The 21,123-nt window shown below is 45.9% G+C and carries 21 protein-coding genes; 7 read left to right on the forward strand and 14 right to left on the reverse strand.

Annotation, left to right across the window (positions count from 1 at the left end; all coding sequences use genetic code 11):
- Positions 1–33 precede the first annotated feature (33 nt).
- Positions 34–762, forward strand: a complete 729-nt coding sequence (locus Micr_RS00640; RefSeq protein ID WP_203134740.1) for a hypothetical protein — start codon at positions 34–36, stop codon at positions 760–762.
- A 12-nt stretch (positions 763–774) separates the two neighbouring features.
- Positions 775–1,563 carry a glycosyltransferase gene (locus Micr_RS00645; protein WP_203134741.1) on the forward strand — a complete coding sequence of 263 codons (789 nt, stop codon included), beginning with the start codon at positions 775–777 and terminating at the stop codon, positions 1,561–1,563.
- A gap of 4 nt (positions 1,564–1,567) precedes the next feature.
- Here the strand turns inward: Micr_RS00645 and Micr_RS00650 are convergent, their stop codons facing one another.
- On the reverse strand, positions 1,568–1,939 hold the full coding sequence (locus tag Micr_RS00650; RefSeq protein ID WP_203134742.1) for a hypothetical protein: 372 nt from the start codon (positions 1,937–1,939) through the stop codon (positions 1,568–1,570).
- 246 nt (positions 1,940–2,185) lie between these two features.
- Here Micr_RS00650 and Micr_RS00655 point away from each other — a divergent pair, with 246 nt between their 5' ends.
- Positions 2,186–3,109, forward strand: coding sequence for an aldo/keto reductase (locus tag Micr_RS00655; RefSeq protein WP_203134743.1), 924 nt, complete (start codon positions 2,186–2,188; stop codon positions 3,107–3,109).
- Here Micr_RS00655 and carB read toward each other — a convergent pair.
- From carB to Micr_RS00700, 9 genes are all read right to left on the reverse strand, one after another.
- Positions 3,100–6,210, reverse strand: a complete 3,111-nt coding sequence (gene carB / locus Micr_RS00660; RefSeq protein WP_203134744.1) for a carbamoyl-phosphate synthase (glutamine-hydrolyzing) large subunit — start codon at positions 6,208–6,210, stop codon at positions 3,100–3,102. The genes Micr_RS00655 and carB overlap by 10 nt on opposite strands.
- Positions 6,197–7,294: a glutamine-hydrolyzing carbamoyl-phosphate synthase small subunit gene (gene carA / locus Micr_RS00665; protein WP_203134745.1), complete on the reverse strand. Its 1,098-nt coding sequence runs from the start codon at positions 7,292–7,294 to the stop codon at positions 6,197–6,199. Before carA ends, carB begins: the two co-directional genes overlap by 14 nt.
- A 48-nt stretch (positions 7,295–7,342) precedes the next feature.
- Positions 7,343–8,350, reverse strand: coding sequence for a YIP1 family protein (locus Micr_RS00670; RefSeq protein ID WP_203134746.1), 1,008 nt, complete (start codon positions 8,348–8,350; stop codon positions 7,343–7,345).
- Positions 8,351–8,407: 57 nt separating this feature from the next.
- Complete coding sequence (locus tag Micr_RS00675) at positions 8,408–9,052, reverse strand: CDP-alcohol phosphatidyltransferase family protein (RefSeq protein ID WP_203134747.1); 645 nt, start codon at positions 9,050–9,052, stop codon at positions 8,408–8,410.
- 26 nt (positions 9,053–9,078) lie between these two features.
- Complete coding sequence (locus tag Micr_RS00680; protein WP_203134748.1) at positions 9,079–10,053, reverse strand: Lrp/AsnC family transcriptional regulator; 975 nt, start codon at positions 10,051–10,053, stop codon at positions 9,079–9,081.
- A complete protein-coding gene (locus Micr_RS00685; protein WP_203134749.1) occupies positions 10,054–11,274 on the reverse strand; it encodes a GTP-binding protein in 1,221 nt (406 codons plus the stop codon).
- Positions 11,275–11,283: 9 nt separating this feature from the next.
- Positions 11,284–12,072 (reverse strand): sulfate adenylyltransferase subunit CysD, encoded by a 789-nt coding sequence (cysD, locus tag Micr_RS00690; protein WP_203134750.1) that lies wholly within the window; start codon positions 12,070–12,072, stop codon positions 11,284–11,286.
- A gap of 27 nt (positions 12,073–12,099) precedes the next feature.
- Positions 12,100–12,327 carry a CopG family transcriptional regulator gene (locus tag Micr_RS00695; RefSeq protein WP_203134751.1) on the reverse strand — a complete coding sequence of 76 codons (228 nt, stop codon included), beginning with the start codon at positions 12,325–12,327 and terminating at the stop codon, positions 12,100–12,102.
- Positions 12,328–12,431: 104 nt separating this feature from the next.
- The gene (locus Micr_RS00700) at positions 12,432–14,234 is read right to left on the reverse strand and encodes a DUF6015 family protein (RefSeq protein ID WP_203134752.1); all 1,803 of its coding nucleotides are present in this window, start codon (positions 14,232–14,234) and stop codon (positions 12,432–12,434) included.
- Positions 14,235–14,412: 178 nt separating this feature from the next.
- Between Micr_RS00700 and Micr_RS00705 the strand changes: the two genes are divergently transcribed.
- Complete coding sequence (locus Micr_RS00705) at positions 14,413–15,051, forward strand: hypothetical protein (RefSeq protein WP_226803560.1); 639 nt, start codon at positions 14,413–14,415, stop codon at positions 15,049–15,051.
- 36 nt (positions 15,052–15,087) lie between these two features.
- Here Micr_RS00705 and Micr_RS00710 read toward each other — a convergent pair whose 3' ends face one another.
- The 4 genes from Micr_RS00710 to prs form a co-directional block, all read right to left on the reverse strand.
- Complete coding sequence (locus Micr_RS00710; RefSeq protein WP_203134754.1) at positions 15,088–16,143, reverse strand: polyprenyl synthetase family protein; 1,056 nt, start codon at positions 16,141–16,143, stop codon at positions 15,088–15,090.
- A gap of 179 nt (positions 16,144–16,322) precedes the next feature.
- A complete protein-coding gene (locus Micr_RS00715; protein WP_203134755.1) occupies positions 16,323–17,108 on the reverse strand; it encodes an ABC transporter permease subunit in 786 nt (261 codons plus the stop codon).
- Entirely contained in the window at positions 17,095–18,006 is a 912-nt protein-coding gene (locus Micr_RS00720) for an ABC transporter ATP-binding protein (protein ID WP_203134756.1), read from the reverse strand. Before Micr_RS00720 ends, Micr_RS00715 begins: the two co-directional genes overlap by 14 nt.
- A 1-nt stretch (position 18,007) precedes the next feature.
- The gene (prs, locus tag Micr_RS00725; RefSeq protein ID WP_203134757.1) at positions 18,008–18,892 is read right to left on the reverse strand and encodes a ribose-phosphate diphosphokinase; all 885 of its coding nucleotides are present in this window, start codon (positions 18,890–18,892) and stop codon (positions 18,008–18,010) included.
- Positions 18,893–19,077: 185 nt separating this feature from the next.
- Between prs and pcn the strand changes: the two genes are divergently transcribed.
- The 3 genes from pcn to Micr_RS00740 are packed head-to-tail and all read left to right on the forward strand — an operon-like array spanning position 19,078 to position 21,121.
- A complete protein-coding gene (gene pcn / locus Micr_RS00730; protein ID WP_203134758.1) occupies positions 19,078–19,821 on the forward strand; it encodes a proliferating cell nuclear antigen (pcna) in 744 nt (247 codons plus the stop codon).
- An 8-nt stretch (positions 19,822–19,829) separates the two neighbouring features.
- Positions 19,830–20,708, forward strand: a complete 879-nt coding sequence (locus Micr_RS00735; protein ID WP_203134759.1) for a mechanosensitive ion channel family protein — start codon at positions 19,830–19,832, stop codon at positions 20,706–20,708.
- A gap of 11 nt (positions 20,709–20,719) precedes the next feature.
- On the forward strand, positions 20,720–21,121 hold the full coding sequence (locus tag Micr_RS00740) for a threonyl-tRNA synthetase editing domain-containing protein (protein ID WP_226803578.1): 402 nt from the start codon (positions 20,720–20,722) through the stop codon (positions 21,119–21,121).
- The last annotated feature ends 2 nt before the right edge of the window (positions 21,122–21,123 follow it).

Here is a 21,123-nt window from a genome sequence, read left to right on the forward strand (position 1 = left end):
GCATAGCCTTCGGATGCGTGCCACGGTGCTTGGTTGGATAATCAAAAACCCGCAAAAACTTACGAAACTGCTAGCAAAGCTTCTGAAATCATGAAATCTGCAGTGTTGAAATTTTCGCTGTTTCTGGGCGAGAATCCCGAAAAGCTTATGCCTTCGGCTCCAAAACTGGTCTTTGACCTTACAAGCAAAGAACTATACATAAAATACGAGAATAACAACAATACGATGACAATAGCAGGCAAAGATACTGGAGAGCAGTTCCTGCGCATGGTAATAAACGGTGTAGTTTCAGCACACTACTATCAAGAAAAGCAGAAGCATCGCACCTCTTCAGACAACGATTTCCCTGCAAACTATACCACAGACCAGCTGCTAAAGATAAGCTTTTCTTCACTTTTTACCGCAACGGCTTCGGACACTGACAATTCTACTGCCCTTCTTGCCAGCAACATCTTTCGCAGGCAGGAGCTGGTCGACATACCAAATCTAAAGGAGATGCTGATCCTGCTATACAAAAACATAGTCGGAGGCTCACTAGAAAAATTCATCTCTGGCATATATATAGAGGAGGATTACGAATCCATAGACCTAGTGGGCCGCGTACTTGCCGTAGCCATAGTGATTGCTGATGGCGGCGACGTAAAACGTTCCTTAAAAGATATGTATTACAAAGGCTACAAATCCATAAACTCGATAGCATCAATAGGGTTTGAGCGCTTCAAACAGCATGTAGACACCCTTTTCAGCAACAATGCTGGCTGAAGTTGATTATCGATGAAAGTATACCTAATCATACCGGCTTATAACGAACAGGCCAGGATAATCAACACTCTGAAATTCTACGAAGACGTTTTCAGGAAGAATGCAATAAAGCATTCGATAATAGTGGTTTCGGAATCAACAGACAAAACAAATTCCATCGTTAAGGACATCAAAAGAAGGCACGGGGACGTATCGCTCATTTATTCAAGGCGCAGGCTGGGCAAGGGTGGAGCAATAACCAAAGGCTTTCAGCATGCAATTTCAGAATCGTCATCAAATGACATAATAGGTTTTGTCGATGCCGACAACGCAGTTTATGCATCAGAGTTCCTGCGCATGGTTAATCGCCTAAAAGCAGGCAAGGAGATCGCAGGCGTGATAGCATCCAGGTATGCAAGAGGCGGAAAAATTATCGGTTACCTTCCATTTTCCAGGTACATCTCGAGCAGGCTTTACAATCTTATGATCCGTATGCTTTTTGGTATAAACTACGAAGACACACAATGCGGAGCTAAGGTCTTTAGGTCCGATGCGATAAGAAAAATACTCCCTACGCTTTCGGTTGTGGATATGAGCTTCGACATAAATCTTCTCTATTCTGCCAAAACGCTTGGCCTAAAGGTGGAAGAAATACCAATAACTTATCATCAGGTGAATGAGGGCACCAAGCTCGTACTTCACAAGCAAGTACCACAGATGTTTATAGCTACGCTGGGATTCAGAATATCGAGGTCAAGGTTAAACAGGCTATTCCCATCAAAGTTCAAGGGATACATATATAATGCTGTAAGAAAATGGTAACGTCTCAATTTCTAAGGGTTATTATGGTTCCTACCAGTGCGATTATGAAGCCTATCCCAAAACCCCACAAAGAAGGTATCTCGATCAAATATAATATCAGCACCACAACGGCCCAGGTCTCAGATTTTTTGGCATTTGCTGTGTAAGCATTCATAGCTCCGGCTATTATTGCGACGCCTATTATGGCTCCTGCTCCTGCATCTGCGACAGCGAATATAGGTTCGCCCGAAAAGGCAGTTATCCCTATTATTATGCTTACTGCAACGGCAATCGCTCCCGCTATAACCAAAAGCGAAACTCCAAGTTTTGGCTTTTTCTTTAAGGCCTTTGCCTTCCGCCCTCTTGGCTTGGCAATGCGCTTCTTCCGTGCTTCCATTGGATCACATTAAATTATCAATTCATATTATAAAGCTATTCGTAAACTGCAAAAATCAGCAAAACGAAAGGAATGCAAAACCTTCCAAAAGGTATGAGAAAAGCACACTATGGAAATATGTATAAACATAAAATACGCCAATAATGCTTGAGCGCTTCAACCTATGAGGGAAGCGCTCTCGCTTATGCAGCTCCCGATTTGCTCAGTAAATCGTTGCTTGCACAAATAAAAAGAATTGGTGATAATTTGGCCGAATATGTAAATATCGGATATGGCGATTCTAAGGCAAAGATTACTGCGATAGGCCTGGGAACATGGAAGATCCCTAACGATTCCGAGTCCGGCATTGCTGCAATAAGGCATGGCATCTCATTAGGCATAAACTTTGTTGATACTGCAGAGATGTACGGAAACGAAGAACTCGTAGGGAAGGCGATAAAGGGGCTAGAAAACGTCTTCCTGGCAACAAAGGTTTCGCCATCGCATTTTAGGTACGAAGATTTGATAAAGGCTTGCGAGTCAAGCCTGAAACGCCTGGCCAAGAAAAGCATATGGCTGTATCAGTTGCACTGGCCCAACAACAGGGTGCCAATAGAAGAAACGATGCATGCCATGGAGCGGCTGCTTGATGAAGGAAAGATAATGAATATAGGGGTAAGCAATTTTTCGGTAGAGGAAATGGTTAGGGCCCAGCAGGCGCTGGACCATTCAAAAATAGCATCCAACCAAGTTGAATATAGCATATCAGTAAGAGATCCGGAATCCGAGCTTCTTGAATTCTGCAAAAAGGAGGGCATAGCACTGATAGCATACAGTCCATTGGCAAGGGGTGCAATATTTAATGACAAATCGATAATGCAAGCGCTTTCGGATACTGGCAAGAAGTATTCAAAGCCTGCATCAGAAGTGGCCCTGCGCTACGTGCTGCAGAAAGGGAAAGGCACAGTTGTGGCTATCCCAAAGGCATCTTCACCTAAGCATATAGAGGAAAATGCAGATGCAATGTCATGGAGCTTGTCCGACGAGGATATGAAATATCTGGAATCGCTAAAAGGCCTCTCGCGCCCTCCTCTTGCCGGAAAGATGCTGAAAGCCTTCCTGAAAAACACTACGCTATGGGCCAAGCTGATGGAACAGAACGAGAAAAGAAGGAGAGAGCATCACCAATAATCTTTGAGCTCATTAGCATCGGTTTCTGCTCCTAAGGCTTTCGCAAGCCCTAATCCAAGCCTGGAATTTAATACCATTGGAACATTAAAATCTGCGCAAGCCCTCCTTACACTGTAATCCTTTTCGGGGATGTGTCCGTCAGTAAAAACTATATCTATGGTTTTGTCCCTGAGAAAATTCAGGGCTTCTTTTTCTGATAATGCCTCTGCTCCTCTGCTGGCTTCAAAACCTTCTAGGCTATAAAGTTTCAGGCTTGTCCTATCCTCCAACTCCCTTTCGAGCGTTTCGGTAGCTGCTCCATTCCCATAAACCAACGCCCCCCTTTGCGGCATTCTGTTTGGCTGGGCGGAAATCCAGCTTTTAAGAAGCGCTGCATCTATGTTCTTATCGAAAGAGGCCACCTCTCCAGTACTTTTCATTTCTGCTCCAAGGCAAGGGTACGCCCCCTTTATCTGTGCCCATGAGAATTGCGGCGATTTTATCCCATATGCCTTTAGCTTCGGGCTATAGAATCCGTCCCAGTCAAAATTGTACAAGCATCCCTTCATTGCATAATCCAGGATTTCTTTGCCAGTGGCTTTGGAACTGAATGGCATGGACCTGCTTGCCCTTAGGTTAAGCTCTATTACGTAAGGTACTTCATCTTTTATGGCGAACTGCAGATTGAACGGACCGCGTATATGCAGCCTTTCCACCAAGCTTTCTGCAATGCTTTTCATCTTTTCAACAACGTGCTCCCTATTCTTGGCCTCTTTTGACTCTGTCGGGAAAGCCTGCATTGTAGAATCGCCGCTGTGGATTCCTGCCTCCTCTATATGGAAAAGCGGAACCCCAATTATTGATTTTCCATCTGACGCGCAATCCAGGTCAGCTTCTTCAGCATCGGATATGAACTTTGATATGACTACTGGCTTGTGCATGTATCGTTTTTCTATTCCCAAAACCTTTCTTCTGAGCTCGTCTTCATTCTTTACTATCCCCATGGAAGATCCGCTGAGCACAAAGCTAGGCCGGACCATGAGCGGATAACCTGCTCTTGCTGCAAAATTTACTGCTTCGGATACTGACGCTACGCTCTCCCATTCCGGTTCCTTGATGCCGAGCTCATTTATTATGTTTGAAAATAACTTCCTGTTTTCCGCGCTTTCTATTGCCTTGTGTCCGCTGCCAAGGATATTTATCCCACTCCCGTGCAATTCCTCGGATATATTGTTGCCTATCTGCCCGGCTGTAAAAACAACTGCATCATTTACGCCGAAACTCTTTGATATAGGGATTACGGATTCGGCGCCTACGCGATCGAATAACAGTATTTTTGAGAAATTCCAGTCGGTAGACACGGTTTCAGGGTTGCAGTTTAGCATAACCACGCCTTTTCCCAGCTTCTTAGCCGCGTTTGCAGCCATCACGGTTGCGTAATCAAATTCTACGGAAACGCCTATCCTGAAACACCCTGCCCCGAGAAAGAGCACGCTATCTTTTCCATCCTGCTTTTCTGCCTCGTCCAAAATTGCATTTCTGGTAAGGTACATGTAATTTGCATCGGAAGGCCATTCGCCGGCCAGCGTATCTATGTGCTTTGCCTTTTGACCGAGACCTTTGTAGCCAAGCTGCTTCTCGGAGAATCCGAGGCCGAGCATGAATTCAACCATCCCTTTTTTCTTATCCTCTTTCAAATTGCAAAATTCCGCATATTTGCCGACCAAATTCTTAATCTTTTCTAGAAAGAATGCGTTTATTCCCGTTGCATCGTGAATTTCTCCAACGCTTGCGCCTTCTTCAAAAGCTTTGGCGGCGTAGAGAAACCAATATGGCTTCCTCGTCCTCAGGGCCGATACTGCCTCGCCTTTGCTCATGGCCTTTATCGCTTCGTTCGTGCTTATGACGCCCTCTTCGCCAATATCCAACATTCTTACTGCCTTTTGCAGCGACTCCTCGAAATTCCTGCCTATGCTCATTACTTCTCCTATGCTTTTCATCTCGCTGCCTACAGAATCCTCAGCCATCTCGAACTTTTTATTGTCCCAACGCGGCATCTTTATCGCAATATAATCCAGACTGGGCTCAAAATATGCGCTTGTGCTGTGTGAAATCTCGTTTTGCAGTTCGTGAAGCCTGTATCCAAGCGCCAGCTTTGCCGCTACATACGCTATCGGATACCCTGTCACCTTGCTTGCTAGCGCAGAGGACCTTGACATCCTCGGGTTGGTTTCTATCACGAAAAATTCGTAGCTGTTTGGATTTAGAGCAAATTGCACGTTGCATTCTCCTATTAAGCTTATCGATTCGGCTACGCGTATTGCCATGCTTCGCATCTCCTGGTATATGTAGTTGTCCAAGGTCTGAGCGGGAGCTACTACTACCGATTCTCCGGTATGCGTGCCCATAGGGTCCAGGTTTTCGAGGCACGCGATTATGGCAGTATTTCCATCTTTGTCCCTCATTACTTCGTATTCGAGCTCTTTCCAGCCGCTAAGGTACTTTTCAACAAGCGCTTCACCTGTTCCGCTCTGCGCAAACGCTCTTGATATTGAGTTTTCGAACTCCTCCAAGCTATGTGCTATGAAAGAACCCCGGCCTCCTAAATTGAAGCTTACCCTGCACATTACCGGGAATCCGAGCTTCTTGGCAGCATCAATCCCCTCCTCGGCGCTTCTGACCCCGAAGCTAGGGGGAACCGGTATTTTGAGCTTCCTCATCAGCCTTTGGAAATCCGCCCTTCCCAGCGCATTTTTAATCCCGTCAGGAGACGTGCCAAGAAATTCTACCCCTTTGGCCTGCAGAAATCCTTCGTCCCAAAGCTCTAGGCATGCGCTGAGTGCTGTCTGCCCGCCGAACCCCGGCAGTATCGCATCCGGCTTTTCTTTCTCTATTACGCGCTTGATATATTCGGAAGATATTGGCAATATGTAAACAGAATCCGCCATTGTGTAGCTGGTCTGCACGGTAGCCACGTTTGGGTTTAGCACAATGCTCTTAATTCCGGAATCCCTGAGCGCACGCAGCGCCTGGGAACTGCTGTAGTCGAATTCCGCTGCCTCTGCTACCTTTATGCCTCCAGAGCCTATGAGCAGTACCTTATTTTTCTTATCTTTTTCCACTGATAAAACCTTTTACTGCAGAATCGAAGAGCTCAAATATTCTAAATCCGTCTTTAGTTCCAGGCCTTGCCTCAGGATGGAATTGCGCCGTAATGACGTTATGCCTTTTGATTGTCATTCCTTCTATGGTTCTGTCGTCAAGCGAAACATGTGAAATCTCAACGCCGTCAGGCACATCTCCAAAAACCGCATAGCCATGGTTGTGCGTCGTTATCATGCACTTTCCTGTATGCAATTCCATTACTCCTTTGTTTATTGCCCTGTGCCCGAAGTCCATTTTCCTTATCTCCATTCCCGATGCCATGGCTATAAGCTGATGTCCCAAGCATATGCCCAAAACCGGTATGTTATGTTCCATCAGCTTAGCAACGGTTTCGGTCTCTCTGCTTAGCAGCAATGGGTTTCCGGGCCCGTTGGTCAGAACTATGCCCATTGGGTCGTAGGAGAGTACCTGTTCTTCGGTTGCATCATGCGGCAACCTGACTATTGAATATCCCATCGAATATATGCATTCCAAAATTCCTTCCTTCAAGCCATAATCTATGACTGCAATTCTTGGCCCTTTGTTCTCGTAAATTAATGGTTGTTTTATCGATACCATGTCTACAAAATTTATGCTTTCGTAATCTCTGACTTTATTAAACTCTTTCGAACTAGAAATGATGCCTGCCATTGTGCCCTTCTCACGTATGTGCAGTGCAAGAGCCCGCGTATCTATTCCGGATATTCCCGGAACGTTCTCATCATCGAGCCATCTCTCAAGGCTTTTTTCAGAATTCCATTCCGAGCCATTGGTTATCTCGCCTACTATCAGCCCAGAAACCTGTATATCTTCAGATTCAAAATTAGTGAGTATTCCGTTACGCCTGATTTTTTCCGGCACACCATAATTCCCTACGAGTGGATGTGTTATTGCGAGAATCTGGCCTTTATAAGACGGATCAGAGAGCGATTCAACGTATCCGTTCATTGAAGTAGTAAAGACTACTTCGCCTTCTGCATCAGAATGGGAGCCAAAGCGGGTTCCAGGATAAACAGAACCGTCTTCAAGAACGAGGTAAGCTGCATCGTTTCTCTCAGACATCTAATCTGTATAGGGATTTAACTGTACTATTATAAATATACTATGCAATCAGCCATAGTATCCGAAAGTCCCAAGAACCTTTATGTATGGCGTGCTCTGGGATATTGAGGTATAATATTCCAGTGTTAGGTTTCCTAATACTGAATTATTTACTTCCTTCACTCCTCCAATTTTGACTTTAACTAAGCTATTGGTGCTAAAGTTTCCTATGTAATATGACGGATCCACAGTGCTCAGGTTTTGACCGAACGGTACAAAGAACAGCCTGCTCTTTATCATGCTAATCCCTGTAGACTGGGCTACACCTGCAGAAATAACTCCGTTGGAGAAAGAAGTATTTGAGCATACGAATCCGGTATTCGGGATGCAGTATGAAGATATCGCAGGGCTTGTACTGCTTAACACCGGCAGCAAGAAGATAAATTCTATCGCAACAATTATTATGCTCAGTACTATACCGGATATCAATATGCCTCCGAAGGCTCTCCATCCGCTTACCTGCTGCTGCCTTGCCATGGATATTATCAAAACGATAAAGCTCCATATTGATGCCACAATTGCAACTACCTCGCCCAAAATAGGTATGAAAAAGGCCCACATCAACAGCATTGCGGGAAAAGTCGCATACATGGTGGCCGTTATGGTTTTTGATATGTCATTTTTCCAAAGCTTGAAAAGCGTTTTCGCAAAGAAATGGTATATTGCCCCGTCAACGATTATGCCTATTGGTATGAGCAGCAGTACGTAAGCAAGCCCAAGCACTGCGCCGAATATTCCCATGAGCGCAGGTGCATAAGCTGCTATCCCACTCAAAAACGGGCTAAACGCGCCGAATATTCCCAAGGCAATGCTTCCGAATGCAAATAGCAGAACAAATCCAAGAACTGCTGCAGCTATTGCTGGGATTATTGCCGCTTTATAATAGAATGCTATGGCATCGCCTACGCCGTAGCTCTGATTTACACTGCTAGGATGCAGAGCTATATCCAAAGCTTTTTTGGTATAGCCCCAGAACGAAAGCCCCTTATTATTCGTTGCGCCGTTTGTCAAACCCATACAATCACTAATCGTTGAATAATCTCAAACAAGCTATAAATATGTTGCCTTTTCATCTCAGCTGTGCAAAGCCTCGAAGATTTCAGCAATTCCCCTTATGAGTATGTAGGCCGTAAGTATGCCTATAAGCACATAGCCTATCCAGAGCGGGTATGAAAGCACGTACACAAGCACCAGGTATGCGAAGGTTACGAACTTGGTTATCTGTATGCCTGCCCTGCTTACGTTCGAAGCGTAGAGAGCGCGCGCAATCCTGGAATGCATCTTTGAAGATGTACCTCTCGCGCCGAGCAACGCATCGGCAAACGAGTGCCTTATGATTATTATGAAGAGTACGAACAGCGGGACTATGTGGAGGAAAGTGAATGTGACCCATAGAACATATTCGCTTATCCTGTCTCCTGCTATGTCTATTCTTGGGCCGTAAGGCGCATTTTCGCTCACGTGCTGCTTGATTTTGTGTACTACCTCCCACTCCTTTTTGTTTCCGGTTGCGGCCCTGACATAAGTTATGAAGCCGATTTTTCCATTGCTCTCCTCTCTAACTGCGAAATATCCATCTATCGCATCGGAGAGCATCGCAATTGCAAGCAGTATTATTATCGCGAATGCGTCGAATTTTGCAATCACCAAGTAAGCGACAACTATTATAAGTGCGGTTCTGATGTATGTAACCAGGTCAGCGCTCCTTATTTTCGTCAAGACACCTTTTGGATTTATATCGATCTTTATTGTATGTAATTCCTTTTGATATTCAGCTTCCTGAAAGGCATTATACCCTTCAGCGCTTTTAGGATTCTAGCGCTTGTAATGCTAACATTATCTTTTCCAAAAGCCCTTATATGTTTTTCTACGGTATTCTCAACCGCATCCTCTTCATTCTTGAAGATCCCAATGCCTAAAAATTTGTAACTTCCGCTAAGCAGCGAAATGTTCTGGAATGTATTGAGGATTCCCAATTTATCGGCATCGAAATAATCATAGAGCCTCAGGCTTGCCTTGTACCTCGTTTTGCTGTTGAAAACATAGTTTGACAGGTATGCAATAGCATAGGATCGCGTCGGTTTCTGCGACGCTACCGTAAAACGCCTTATAATTCCTTCTTCTGCAAGCTTCCTCATCCTGTATCTTATGGTCTCTCCGTTTATGCGGGTTTTTTGTCCCAGCTCTTTAATGCTAGCGCGTGAATTGGTGTTTAGCTCTGTTATAAGCATTTTGTCCTCATCATTCAGTCCTGATGCAGTAACAAAGCCGTTATCCACCGGAAAAAATCCGAAGCGCATCTTTGCGATTTCCGAAGCCATTAATTTTGGCCTGTATTCGCATATCTGGTCTATGAACGAGTTTTCCCAGCCGAAGTATTCCGCGCTTGTCTTGGAAAGCACCTGCAGCATAATGTCGAAATCTCCCTTGCACGAGCAGGCGAAATTTATTCCAGGATTGCGGCTTATTATATCCTCTATTTTTTCGAAATCGGCCTTTTTTCCAAGTTTTACAATTACGTTGTGCATTACTGGATATCCTAGCTTGGCTTCGTCGAGCTCCAGTACGAATTTAAGCCCGAGCCCTTCGGTCAGGCTTTCGAGTATTTTCGATGTAGAAGGTCTCGAAACTCCGGATATCCTGGAAAGGTCCGAAATGCTAATTCTGGAATTTGTGCTCAGGAGTTCTGTTATTATTTCGCTGGCGCCCTGCAGTTTCATCTATCCAAGCACCTTTTCCACAACCCCTATCCCTGCAAACTTGCCGGCGCTGTAGACAACGAACCTGCCCAGGTCCCTAAAGCTCGAAAATTCTTCAACCGCTATCTTTTTTTCCAGCCTTATTATGCACTCTGCAGCGTCCAGGGCTTTTGGCTTTTGCGTATTCTTGGGTTTTCCTGTGACGGTGTCTATAATTTTGTCCAGGCTTATCCTCGCCTTGGTTCCATTGCCGTTGAACCTGAGCTCAACGCTACCGTTTACCGGTTTTACGAAGAAAAGCATGGTGCTTATGGCGTTTGCAGACTTTGTCATGTTGGTATTGCTTATTACCTCGCCGCGCATGTTGCCCATATCCTGCGATATGTTTATCGCTATGTTCTCCTCTGCCTTCGCGCTGCGTGCCTCCCTGCCTTTAACATAAAGCCTTTTTACGGTTGCCTTCTTGTTGATCGGCAGTATCCTTATGCTTGAACCTATTTCTATGGTGCCGCTCAGCACCTTAGCCGTGTACGCAGTTCCGTTTTCCGTCTCTAGCGTTCCCTGGATTATCGCCCTGAGCGGCATCTTTCCAGTAGAACTCTTCGTATGGCACGTAAGGAGCAGTTCCATGAGGGGCTTGCCTCTGTACCAGTGCATGTTCTCCGACTTTGAAACTATGTTCTCCGACTTATACGCGGATATGGGGACGAAGTTTACGCTTTGGGAATGGACACCTATATCGTCAAGATAAGCAGCTATGTCGTTCTTTATCATTTCATAATCATTCTGCGAATAGCCTATGGTGTCCATCTTGTTGACAGCAACTATGAAATGCCTTATTCCAAGCATTTTAGCAAGAAAAAGGTGCCTCTTCGTCTGCGGCTTTATGCCCTCATCCTTCGCAGCCGATACTACAAGCACCGCAGTGTTCGCGTAGGATGCCCCGCTAAGCATATTCTTTATCAGCTCTTCGTGCCCAGGGACGTCTATGAGCTCAAAGGCCTTTCCCATATATTTTATCTGCGCCCTGGCTGTATCTATCGTGAGGCCTCCCTCGCGCTCCTCGGAAAATGCATCCAGTATGAACGCCGGCTCAAACTGCTTCCCAAGCTTTTTGCTCGTGTTCTTTGCGTCTGCAATGCGTTCCTCGGTGGCGGACCCAGTGCTCATAAGAAGGGATCCTATCAGTGTGGACTTGCCGTGGTCCTTGTGCCCCAGCATGGTTATCTGTTGGATGTGCATGCGAATACCTCACATATAGCCGAGCGCCCTCAGCTTTTCCATTATGTAGGCCGTCTCCTTGTCTTGCTGCCTTCCGCTCCTTTCTTCAACTTTAGTGTTCTTGAGCTCGTTTATTATCTTGTCAATGCTGTCGGCGTTTGACTTTATTGGCACAGTGCAGTGCGTGCATCCAAGGCTCCTGTACCTAGTCCCATCCCTGGCGAAGTAGAGGCTGTTTATCGGTATCTTTTCGCGTTTTATGTAGTTCCATATATCTATCTCGTTCCAGTCAAGCAGCGGGTGCACGCGTATGTGGCCCCCATTGCTCTGCTTTGACGAATAATCGTTCCACAGCTCCGCGGGCTGGTTCTTGTACTTCCACTTGAAATCCTTCGTCCTTGGGGATATGTATCTCTCTTTTCCCCTTATCCCATGCTCGTCTCTCCTTATTGAAACTATCAGGGCATCGAAGCCTTTTTCCCTCATTATCTTCTTGAGCGCTACAGTCTTATTTGCTCCGCAGCAGGCGTACCCAGATATCTCAGGCTTTATCTCGCTTTTTTGTACTATAAGATCGAGCTTCCACTGCTTTGCCAGTTTCTCCCTGAACTCGTAAGTTTCAGGAAAGTCTATCCCATTGTCAATATGTATTACAGGGAATGGCACCTTTCCCATGAAGGCCTTGCGAGCCAGCGCCAGCATTACCGTGCTGTCTTTCCCCATGCTCCAAAGTGCGGCGATGTTTCCGAAGCGCTCCTTGGCTTCCCTCATTATATATATGCTCTTTTCCTCCAACTCGTCAAGGTTTTGCTCTATCATGTAAACCAGCTCCATTACGTTTAATCGTCACATATAGCCGAGTGCCCTCAGCTTCTTCACTATTGTGCTGTCTTCGGATTTTTTCCCTCCCTTTTTTGAGTTCAGTTCGGCCGTAGTCTCCCTAAGGATATATGTTGCGTAATCCGAAACCGAAGAAAATCCCGTGTCCTTTATGCTTTTTTTTATGCTCTCGAACAGCGGCGCAGGTATGGTTATTGTTGTATATTTCCTCTTTTCCTTTTCTGACGAGGCCATGATATCATCTATGTATTTTAATGTCATAACATAATAATACATTAATATATAAAAAGGTTTGTGGCGCGTGTCTTACGCATTCTGAAAAAAAGCCCGCAGATGTTTTATTGTCTTTTATTTATTTGTTTTGGGTTTTTCGTCGTATAAATGTTCCCTTCCTTCCCCAATAAGCCTTTTCTGAGCAGTTCATTTACGTGCCATTGCGCCCTGGCGTAAGTGACTTTGGTGTTTTCCCCAAGCTTTTCGGCTATTTCGTATAGCTTGACTCCCTCCTTAGCAACATCCAGTATTGTTCCTGCAAATTCGGAATTTTTCACAATCCTGTGCCTATTTTCGGAAAGATATCTGAAATGGGCGGAACAGTCCTCAATTAACCTGCTGCCTCTAGCATACTCCTGCAATCCGAGCGAGTATCTGTCGTCACTGTGCAGAGCTGCCTCAAGCCTGTCTAAAGGCCCTACATCAACGCTATCCATAGAACTTGCTTTCATTGCAATATCATATAGCCATGATAACAATCCATCCCATATGCTAATGGTATTCCCGTTCGCCTTTACCGTGGATCTTTTCGTATTCCACTCTGCTTTGCGTTCAAGCACGCCCGCCTTTGAAAGCATTACCAAGTATTTCGAAGAAAAGTCGAGGTCGCTTCCCGAAGCCCTAGATACATCAAATCTATTAATATTTTTATTCAGGTTTTCGTTTGCGAATCCTATGGCTTTTCCCAACTTAAAGCATTTCTCTGGCCTTTTCACGAAACCCATTCTGTGCAATTCTTCAAGGCTTGTCGTCCTTAATACTTTATAATCCAGCTTGCCTTCGGATCCGCCCGTGCTTGAAAAGGATTCATAATCCAAAAGCCCGAGCAATTTGAACAATCGGACTTCATGCCTTACGCTGTCGCTATCCATTATTTCCCTGATCTCATGGAGCGCAAAACCCCTGTCCTTGTTTTCGGCAAGCAGTTTCATCAGGCCGAAAAGGTTTTGCGAATGCGTCCTGATCATTTTCTGGGCTACGGATACAGAGAAAACATCCGAGAGCCTCAATCCTGCCTGTTCCAATTTTTCTCTGGATGCTTTTATCGCATGTGCCGCAATGACGTCGAAGGCTCCATACTGCGGGCTTTTGGAGTAAACCCTTGTTTCTTTCTTATGAATCTCAATTTTCTTTTCTTGGAGCGCTCCTATGGACACTAGGCCTTCCATTATCGATCCAAAGTTTACGTGGTTTTCCAGTTCTTCCGGACCAGACCCAAATCTATTTGCCATAGCTTTAAGGATTCCTGAAACGGTATACTCTTTCCCTGGCTCCATCGCAAGATAAGCTAGAGGCTTTATGTCAGGGCTAAGCATTGTGGCAAAAATGGAAAGGTAATCGTATAAATCACCTTCTATGGCGCGTTTTTCCTTTTCCGATTTTACGTACTTTTCAAGATCCCTTTTCATCGAAGAATACCATTCCTCATTAAAAGAGAATTCTGGATTCGGTAAATTATTGTTGTCGGAATTTTTCAAATCCTCTACGGAAATGAAATCAAAAAGATTCTTGTAAACGGCTTCGGGAGCCTGCAGGCTCCTTGTTTTTTCGTAAGCCTTTTCAATAAGCCTGTCCAAATCGTCGTTACTAAGAATCCATCGATTCAAAGTCCATTCCTTCCCTGCATACTTGCCTTCTGTAATCCTTTCCTCGGTCTGACTGGTTTTGAGAATCCCTATGTCTTCCATCTGGTAAAATACGTCCCTGTCGTATCTCATCAGCATATTGTCTATAATCTCCTCTTCGTAGCCGAAGAATGACAGGAGATAGTCAGCCAGATCTGCAGCATCCTTTGGATCCATTTCCAAATTTCTTAAAAAGTAGCCGGCCTTTATTGCCAAGCCCAGCTTCTTTCTGTAATCATCCATGCAAAGACACAAAATCGCTCTATAAGACCATATATTTATGCCTTACAGTAAAGCTTGCTTAAAACCTGCCATCTATGGCATGAGGGCTTAGATGGCGCTTCCCTTAAAAACGAGACAAAGGTTAGTTATATAAATCTTGTTTAAGCTATATAAAATGGTGTATAAAATGCGCGCTCAAATGCCAAAATACTTAGCTGTATCCTTAGTTATGCTTTTTTCCATAACTTTGATATCGTTTGCGTCTTCTCCTACTGGAGTCGCATTTCCAAAGGTCAATCCAAGCCACGTTTTCTTGTATCTAAATTCTACCGATTATATCAACTACTCCATAACCGTCTATAACGGCACGGCAAGCAACGTGACTGTTGGCACAAGCCCAGCTCTTGCTCCATACGGAATAAACATAGGATTCATACCAAATTCCGGGCTTCCTCCTTACAGCGGAAAAATACGATTCCAGGTTAACGCCAATGCGACTCCCGGAAACTATACTGCATATCTGGCAACGAGCCCATCAATGTCCAATACCCACGGTGTGGCTGCAATATATATAGTTGTCTATAATAGGACTGTCCCAACTACTTCGACATCAACCATACCGACAACTACTACAATAAGCCCCTCAAATACGGTAACCACCGCGCCTACAACCGCTCCGACTACCGTCACTCCAACGACTACGACACTACCAAGCACAACAGTGCCACCTACAACAACTCTCGGCCCCAACACTATAGAATATTTGGTTGCGGCTATAGTGGTCATAATAATAATAGCAGTGATAGTGTACCTGGCTGTGAGAAGAAGGAGATGGTGAAAAGCTCACGGCTTATAAATGAAACGGAGGCAACACTTATTCAGAATAAAGGGTGCCTATAAGCTCCATAAGGGCTTCTGAATAAGGGTTTTCCGGTATTATATCCCTGCTATTTAGGAGTGCATTTACGGCACTCTTTTCGTATTCTTTTCTTATATTTCTCGCATATCCTATCGAGCCTGTTTTCTCAATAAGGCCCAATATGTAATTTATGTCGCTCTCGTCCTTGTTCGAAGGCTTTTTCGAATATATGGATTCCATTATTTCCCTTTCTCCGGGCCCCGAATTTTTATAAGTGTTTATTGCTATCAACGTGGCTTTGCCCTGCCTTATGTCTTCGTACTGGCCCTTACCGGCAACCTTTCCCTCTACATCCTTTATGTCGTCATTTATTTGGAAGGCTATGCCTGCAGGCAGCCCTATGCTCTCAAGAACTTGGAGCTCTACAAGCCCGGATCCGCCTATGAGCGCACCTATCTGCAGGGGCCCGTATACGCTGTATGCCGAGGTTTTGTCAGCCGCTATGCTTATGTAAATCTCTTCCGTGGCTTCAATGGCGTTTCTTCCGGAGTAATATATATCCTTATCCTGTCCTATGGAAGTTATGTTGCCTATCTCCCTAAATTTTTTATATATGGCGTCCCCGTTTTTCTGTTTTGATACCCTGTAAAGCAGTCCCTCTACCGCGGAATGCAGCATGTCGCCAGCGTTTATCGCCCTGCTGGTCCCATATTCTGTCTGTATTGTTTTCCTTCCTCTTCTCAGCAGGCTTCCGTCCTCTATATCGTCATGAACAAGCGCAAAATCCTCAAAAAGCTGTATGGCTGCTGCTGGCAGTATGCAATCCTTATAATCGGCTCCTGCAGCCATTGCAGAAAGCATCATTATAGAAGCTCTGGAGTACTTGCCCATGGAATCGGGATAGTACCTTAGCATATCCATCAATCCGGGTGCCTCGATTATGTCTCTTGATTGCGATACAAAAATGCTTTTGATTGCTTTTATTATCTCGGAATGCACATCACCCTTCATCCTCGAGATCATGCTCATTACTTCCTGATCGCGCTCCCTTCTAATTTCCACGGTTGCCATTGGCTTCACTTTTGGATTCTTTAATGCATATTTTGCTATGCATCTCTTGGCCGTTTTTGAAAGAAGCAATCGCTGCTTTCTGGCCATTCTTGCCTTCATTTACCAGTTCTACTTTCCAGGCAAATTCCGGCGCATTCAACCTCTGTAGCGAATGCTGCAATAAACCTTCATATGCTATCCTAATATAAAATCTTTTCCTTCTTGAAATCCTTCACGCTTATATAGAAAATCACAGTATCAACTATGCACAATGCTGCTATTACGTATGCGAAGAAAGCCACGTCGAGGTTCGCTATCCCAAGTATCGAAATGAACGGTATAAGCAGTATGGGAAGAACCAATAACGTGCTGATTTGCTGTGCCTCTTTTATGCCTCTGACGTGTGCAGACACAAAAACCACTACCGCTATGGCTGCGAGGGCTAAGAGCGGAGCGGATGCCAGCATCATAAGCCATGTTGGTGTAGGGAGCACTGCGGTGCTGAACTCGCGTATTGACAGGAAATTAACCGTAGCTCCGTATATGCCGAAAACGGCAAGCGTTAGCAGTATCGTGGGTATCAGCGAAGCAAGTATCTTTCCCAAAAGCAATTCGCCGTTGGTTATCGGCGCCGCGAGCAAATTCTCCGAAGTTTTGCGTTCCTTCTCTCCGGCGAAGCTGTCCGCCGCTATGACGGAAGCTGTGAATATGGGTATCGTCAAGAATATGGGCCCGAGGACGTTTATGGCGAAAAAGTACATGAACGAAAGGCTGTCGACCTGCGATTTTGCCACATTGGCTATGGGCGTTATAGCTATTCTAGAGGCAATGCTCGGAGCAGCATGCAGGGCCACGTACACTGTCAGGAACGGCAGTGCAACCGCGAAGAAAAGCGGGACCCCTATCATCGGCCCATAAATCGACACGCTGCTGAAAACCTCGCGTATGTCCTTAATGGCTATAGCCATTGGCTTACTCCTCGTCATTGTCACCTGCATAAAGCTTTTCTATCATGGGCTCCGCATAATCGACGCTGGCTATGTAAGCCCCGTTTTTGATGAGCCTTTCGATCACTTCGTTTATGTCCCTGTAATCGCGTATCCTTGCCTTCACTATGTTGCCGTTTTCAATTATCACGTTTTTCCCCAGCTTGCTGCGAATCTCCTGCCTTATTGGCCTTGCGAGCCTTATGCTCACTGTTATGCCGCTAAGTACCTCATTGTAAAGCCCGCGCGTATCCGTATCCTTGATTATTCTGCCATTCCTTATCACGCATATGCGCGAATTGAACCTTGTTGCCTCGTCGACCCTCTGCGTCACAAAAACCACGCATTTTCCGGCTTTTGCCAAATCGGATAAAGCTTCCCTTACCTGCGCGGAACTGCTCGCGTCCAGAAACGCTGTCGGCTCATCCAGCAGTATTACGTCCGGATCGTTAACCAAAGCCTTGCAGAAAAGCATCTTTTGCTTCGTGCCCCTGCTAAGCTGCCCGACTTTTGTGTTTATGTAGCTGTCAGCATCTAGCATTTTGAGCGTCTCCATGGCCTTTGATATGGCCGTATCGTCGTTCACGCCATAGAGCCTTGAGAAGAAAAGTATGTTGTCCCTTACACTTAAGAAATCGTAAAGCCCGTAGTTGTCAGGCATGAAAGAGATTCTTTTCCTGATTCCCGCATCCGAATACGGGTCCTTTCCCAGCACCTTTACGCGGCCTTCATCGGGCTTGTAGAGCCCTGCCATGCACCTCAGAAGCGTGCTCTTTCCCGCTCCGTTCGGCCCCAGGATCAGCGTTATGCCCTTTCCAAGCTCCAAGCTTATGTCCTTGAGGGCATATTCATTTCCAAATCTCTTTCCTATGCCGTTTATGCTTATGGCGTATTTCAACTCAATCCCCTATGAGCCTTGACAACGCATCCGCTGTTTCGCGCGATATGTCTACAATCTCGCATCTCCTGCTGCCCGTGCTGTTAGATCCGAAAATTTTGCTTGCCCCTGCCCCGATTATTTTTTCATAGGCCCCATCTACAAGCAGCATGTGCGCAGCTGCTACGCCCACGCTCGCAGCTCCCTTTGAAATGGCCTCGCTTACAGCCTGTGCTGCCGTTCCTCCCGTGCTTATCATGTCATCAAGTACAAGGGCTTTCATTCCGTTCATCTTTTCCAGCCCTTTTCCCATGCTGATGCTGCCATCAACTCTGCTGCGCTTCTTTTCTATGTAATCCCATCCAACGCCAAGACCATCGGCAATCTTTTTCACGCGCTCGGAACTGCCGTAATCTGGCGCTATAAGCTTCTCGGCTCCGGTTCTCCTTACGGCTTCCCCAGCAACGCTTCCCAAAACTTCTATAGGCATAGACCTTCCCCTGAAATACGAAAGCTCTTCATTCTTGTGCGGTTCTATGACTGCAAGCCTGGATATGCCTGCATCATGCAGCGCCCTGAGCGCAACCTTGGCGCTTATGGGTTCGCCGGGACCGAACGCATGGTCCTGCCTTGCATAGGCCATATACGTTATGAGCCCGTATACGTTGCCGGCCCCTGCATTTACTGCAGCATCTGCAGCCATGAGCATCTCAAACAGGCGCTTGTCCTGGTTCATATCCATGCTCTGCACAAGCAGTATGTCCTCCCCTTTCATTTCCCTGTCGAGCCTGAGATAGGACTCACCGTCAGGAAACGTCTTTGAAAAGAATCTGCAGTAGTCGGATCCCAAAACTTCTGCAATTCCTTTCCCTATTCCGTAATCTGCGGTGACTCCAGCAACAATCATTCTACCAGAGCTATTTTCCTTCCAAACAATTAATATCCATAATGTTATGCCAGCATGTGCTGACTAATACGAATGCTTTCCTGCCCTTACAGAAGGGGTTAAATATTTTTTGCAACAAATCTAATTGCTACGACATTAAAGCACTATGGTGCCCGCTTGATGCCTTGCTAATCTTTGGTGATTCATTGTTCGAAATAAAGATAGACGACGCTAAGTATTGGAAGAATTGCATTGACTCCATAGTTAACCTTATAGACGAGGGAACGTTCTCGATATCCAAGGAGGGCATAACGCTTCGCGCAATGGACCCAAGCGGCATAAGCATGATCTCGTTCTTCATACCGAACAAGGCGTTTTCCAAGTATGAGGTAGAGAAGCAGTCGTCGATAGGCCTAAATATTGACAACCTGAGCAAGATACTCGCGAGCGCAAGGCCCGGAGAGCAGCTGCTAATGAAGGATTCAAACAACAAGTTTGCAATAGAATTCATAGGCGAGAAGAGCAAGAGGCGCTACAGGCTGCCCATGATAGAAGTGAAAAAGGACGTAGAGAAGGAGCCAAAGGTGGAATTCGAGTCCAAGGTCGAAGTGAAAAGCGACTCCTTCAAGGACATACTTGGTGATGCGAACCTGCTTTCTACTTACATAGGCTTCAAGGCGGACAAGGACTCCTTCGTGGTGTCAGCCAAGGGAGATGCCGGAGAGCTTGAAGAGGAGCACATGAACGCAGCTGAGGTCATAAAGAAGATAGAGTCCGAGAAGCCCGCATCCGCGACTTTCAACCTGGACTATCTGGGAAGAATAGTCAAGGCATGCCCGTCAAGCTCGTACATAAACCTTTCGATAAAGACCGACGAGCCGATAAAGGTCGACTACAAGATAGGCGACGCTGAGGTAGCGTACTACCTGGCTCCTTACATGGAAAGCTAAGTGTTTTTTTGAATAAATTCAGGAGGAATCTTGCGGCAGGGATAGCAATACTCGTTTTCGGGGTTGTCCTAGTACATGCGCTGCTCGCCTACCGCGTAGTCCCAGATTCATACTCCATGTACTTCAACGTGGCGCTTACTGTAATATTCAGCATAATAATAATAGAGCTAGTAGCCAGGGGCATGCGCCTCATAGGCAGCAAAACGCTTAAGGAGGAAGGCTCCGCCATTGCAGACCTGTTCAGGGTCATAGCCTATACTATAGTTGCAATCACCGTCCTCTACGAGCTCAAGGTCAACGTGACTGGCTTATTGGTCGGGGCAGGATTTCTGGGCATAGTTCTGGGCCTCGCGGCGCAGAACACTCTTGGAAACATACTTGCTGGATTCGAGATAATGGCCACAAAGCCTTTCAAGATCGGCGATACGGTAAAGGTGTCAACGTGGCAGTACGGCAACATAGCCTCGACATGGCCCCACGGCCTCATAGTTCCCGGTTTCGAAGGCAAGGTAGAAAAGGTGGGCCTGGTCTACGCATCGCTTTTGGGTCCGGACAACATAAGGACATATATACCGAACGGGATACTTATACAGGCGCTCGTCATAAATTATGAAAGAAGCGAAACCATGCATATCGAGCAGCGTGTCGAGCTCCTTCTTGCGAAAAGCTTTGATGACTTCAAGTCAAAGATGAACAAAAGCGTCAAATCGCTGCCGCAATCGGTGCGCAGGCAGATTTCGTCGTTCGACATTGAGATTACTGACATAAACAGCACGTTTTACGGGGTAAGCCTTAAAGCCGAGGTCCCGGTAAGACAGTATTCCGAGATATCAAAAATCATAAAGGAGAAATCTCTCGAAGTGCTCTCTTCTACAAAACAGGTGTGACAATGCGCTTCATGTGTTGGCATGTGGATTACGTAAAGGCCGAGCCCAAAGGCGCGGGAAGGTCTGGCGTTATAGAGCAGGGATCTCCGATAGACGCAGGGGAATCGCTCCTCATATTCGCAAACTTCGAGAAAAAGGACGAATTGTCAAAGCAGAACACTGTGGACGCCGTAACGTTCGAGATACAGAAGATAGCGGCACAGCTCAAGGTGGGAACTATAGTGCTCAATCCGTTCGCACATCTTTTTGGTGACAACGCCTCTCCACAGGAATCGGCAATAATGCTTTCGATGCTGGAAAAGTCCCTGCTTGACCGCAATTTCACGGTCAAGAAGATGTCGTTTGGGATTTTCTATGAGCTGGAGCTCAAGGCAAAGGGCCACCCGCTCTCAAGAATATCCCGCTCCTTCTGAAC

This window comes from Candidatus Micrarchaeum sp., assembly GCF_016806735.1.
Classification (GTDB): Archaea; Micrarchaeota; Micrarchaeia; order Micrarchaeales; family Micrarchaeaceae; genus Micrarchaeum_A; species Micrarchaeum_A acidiphilum_A.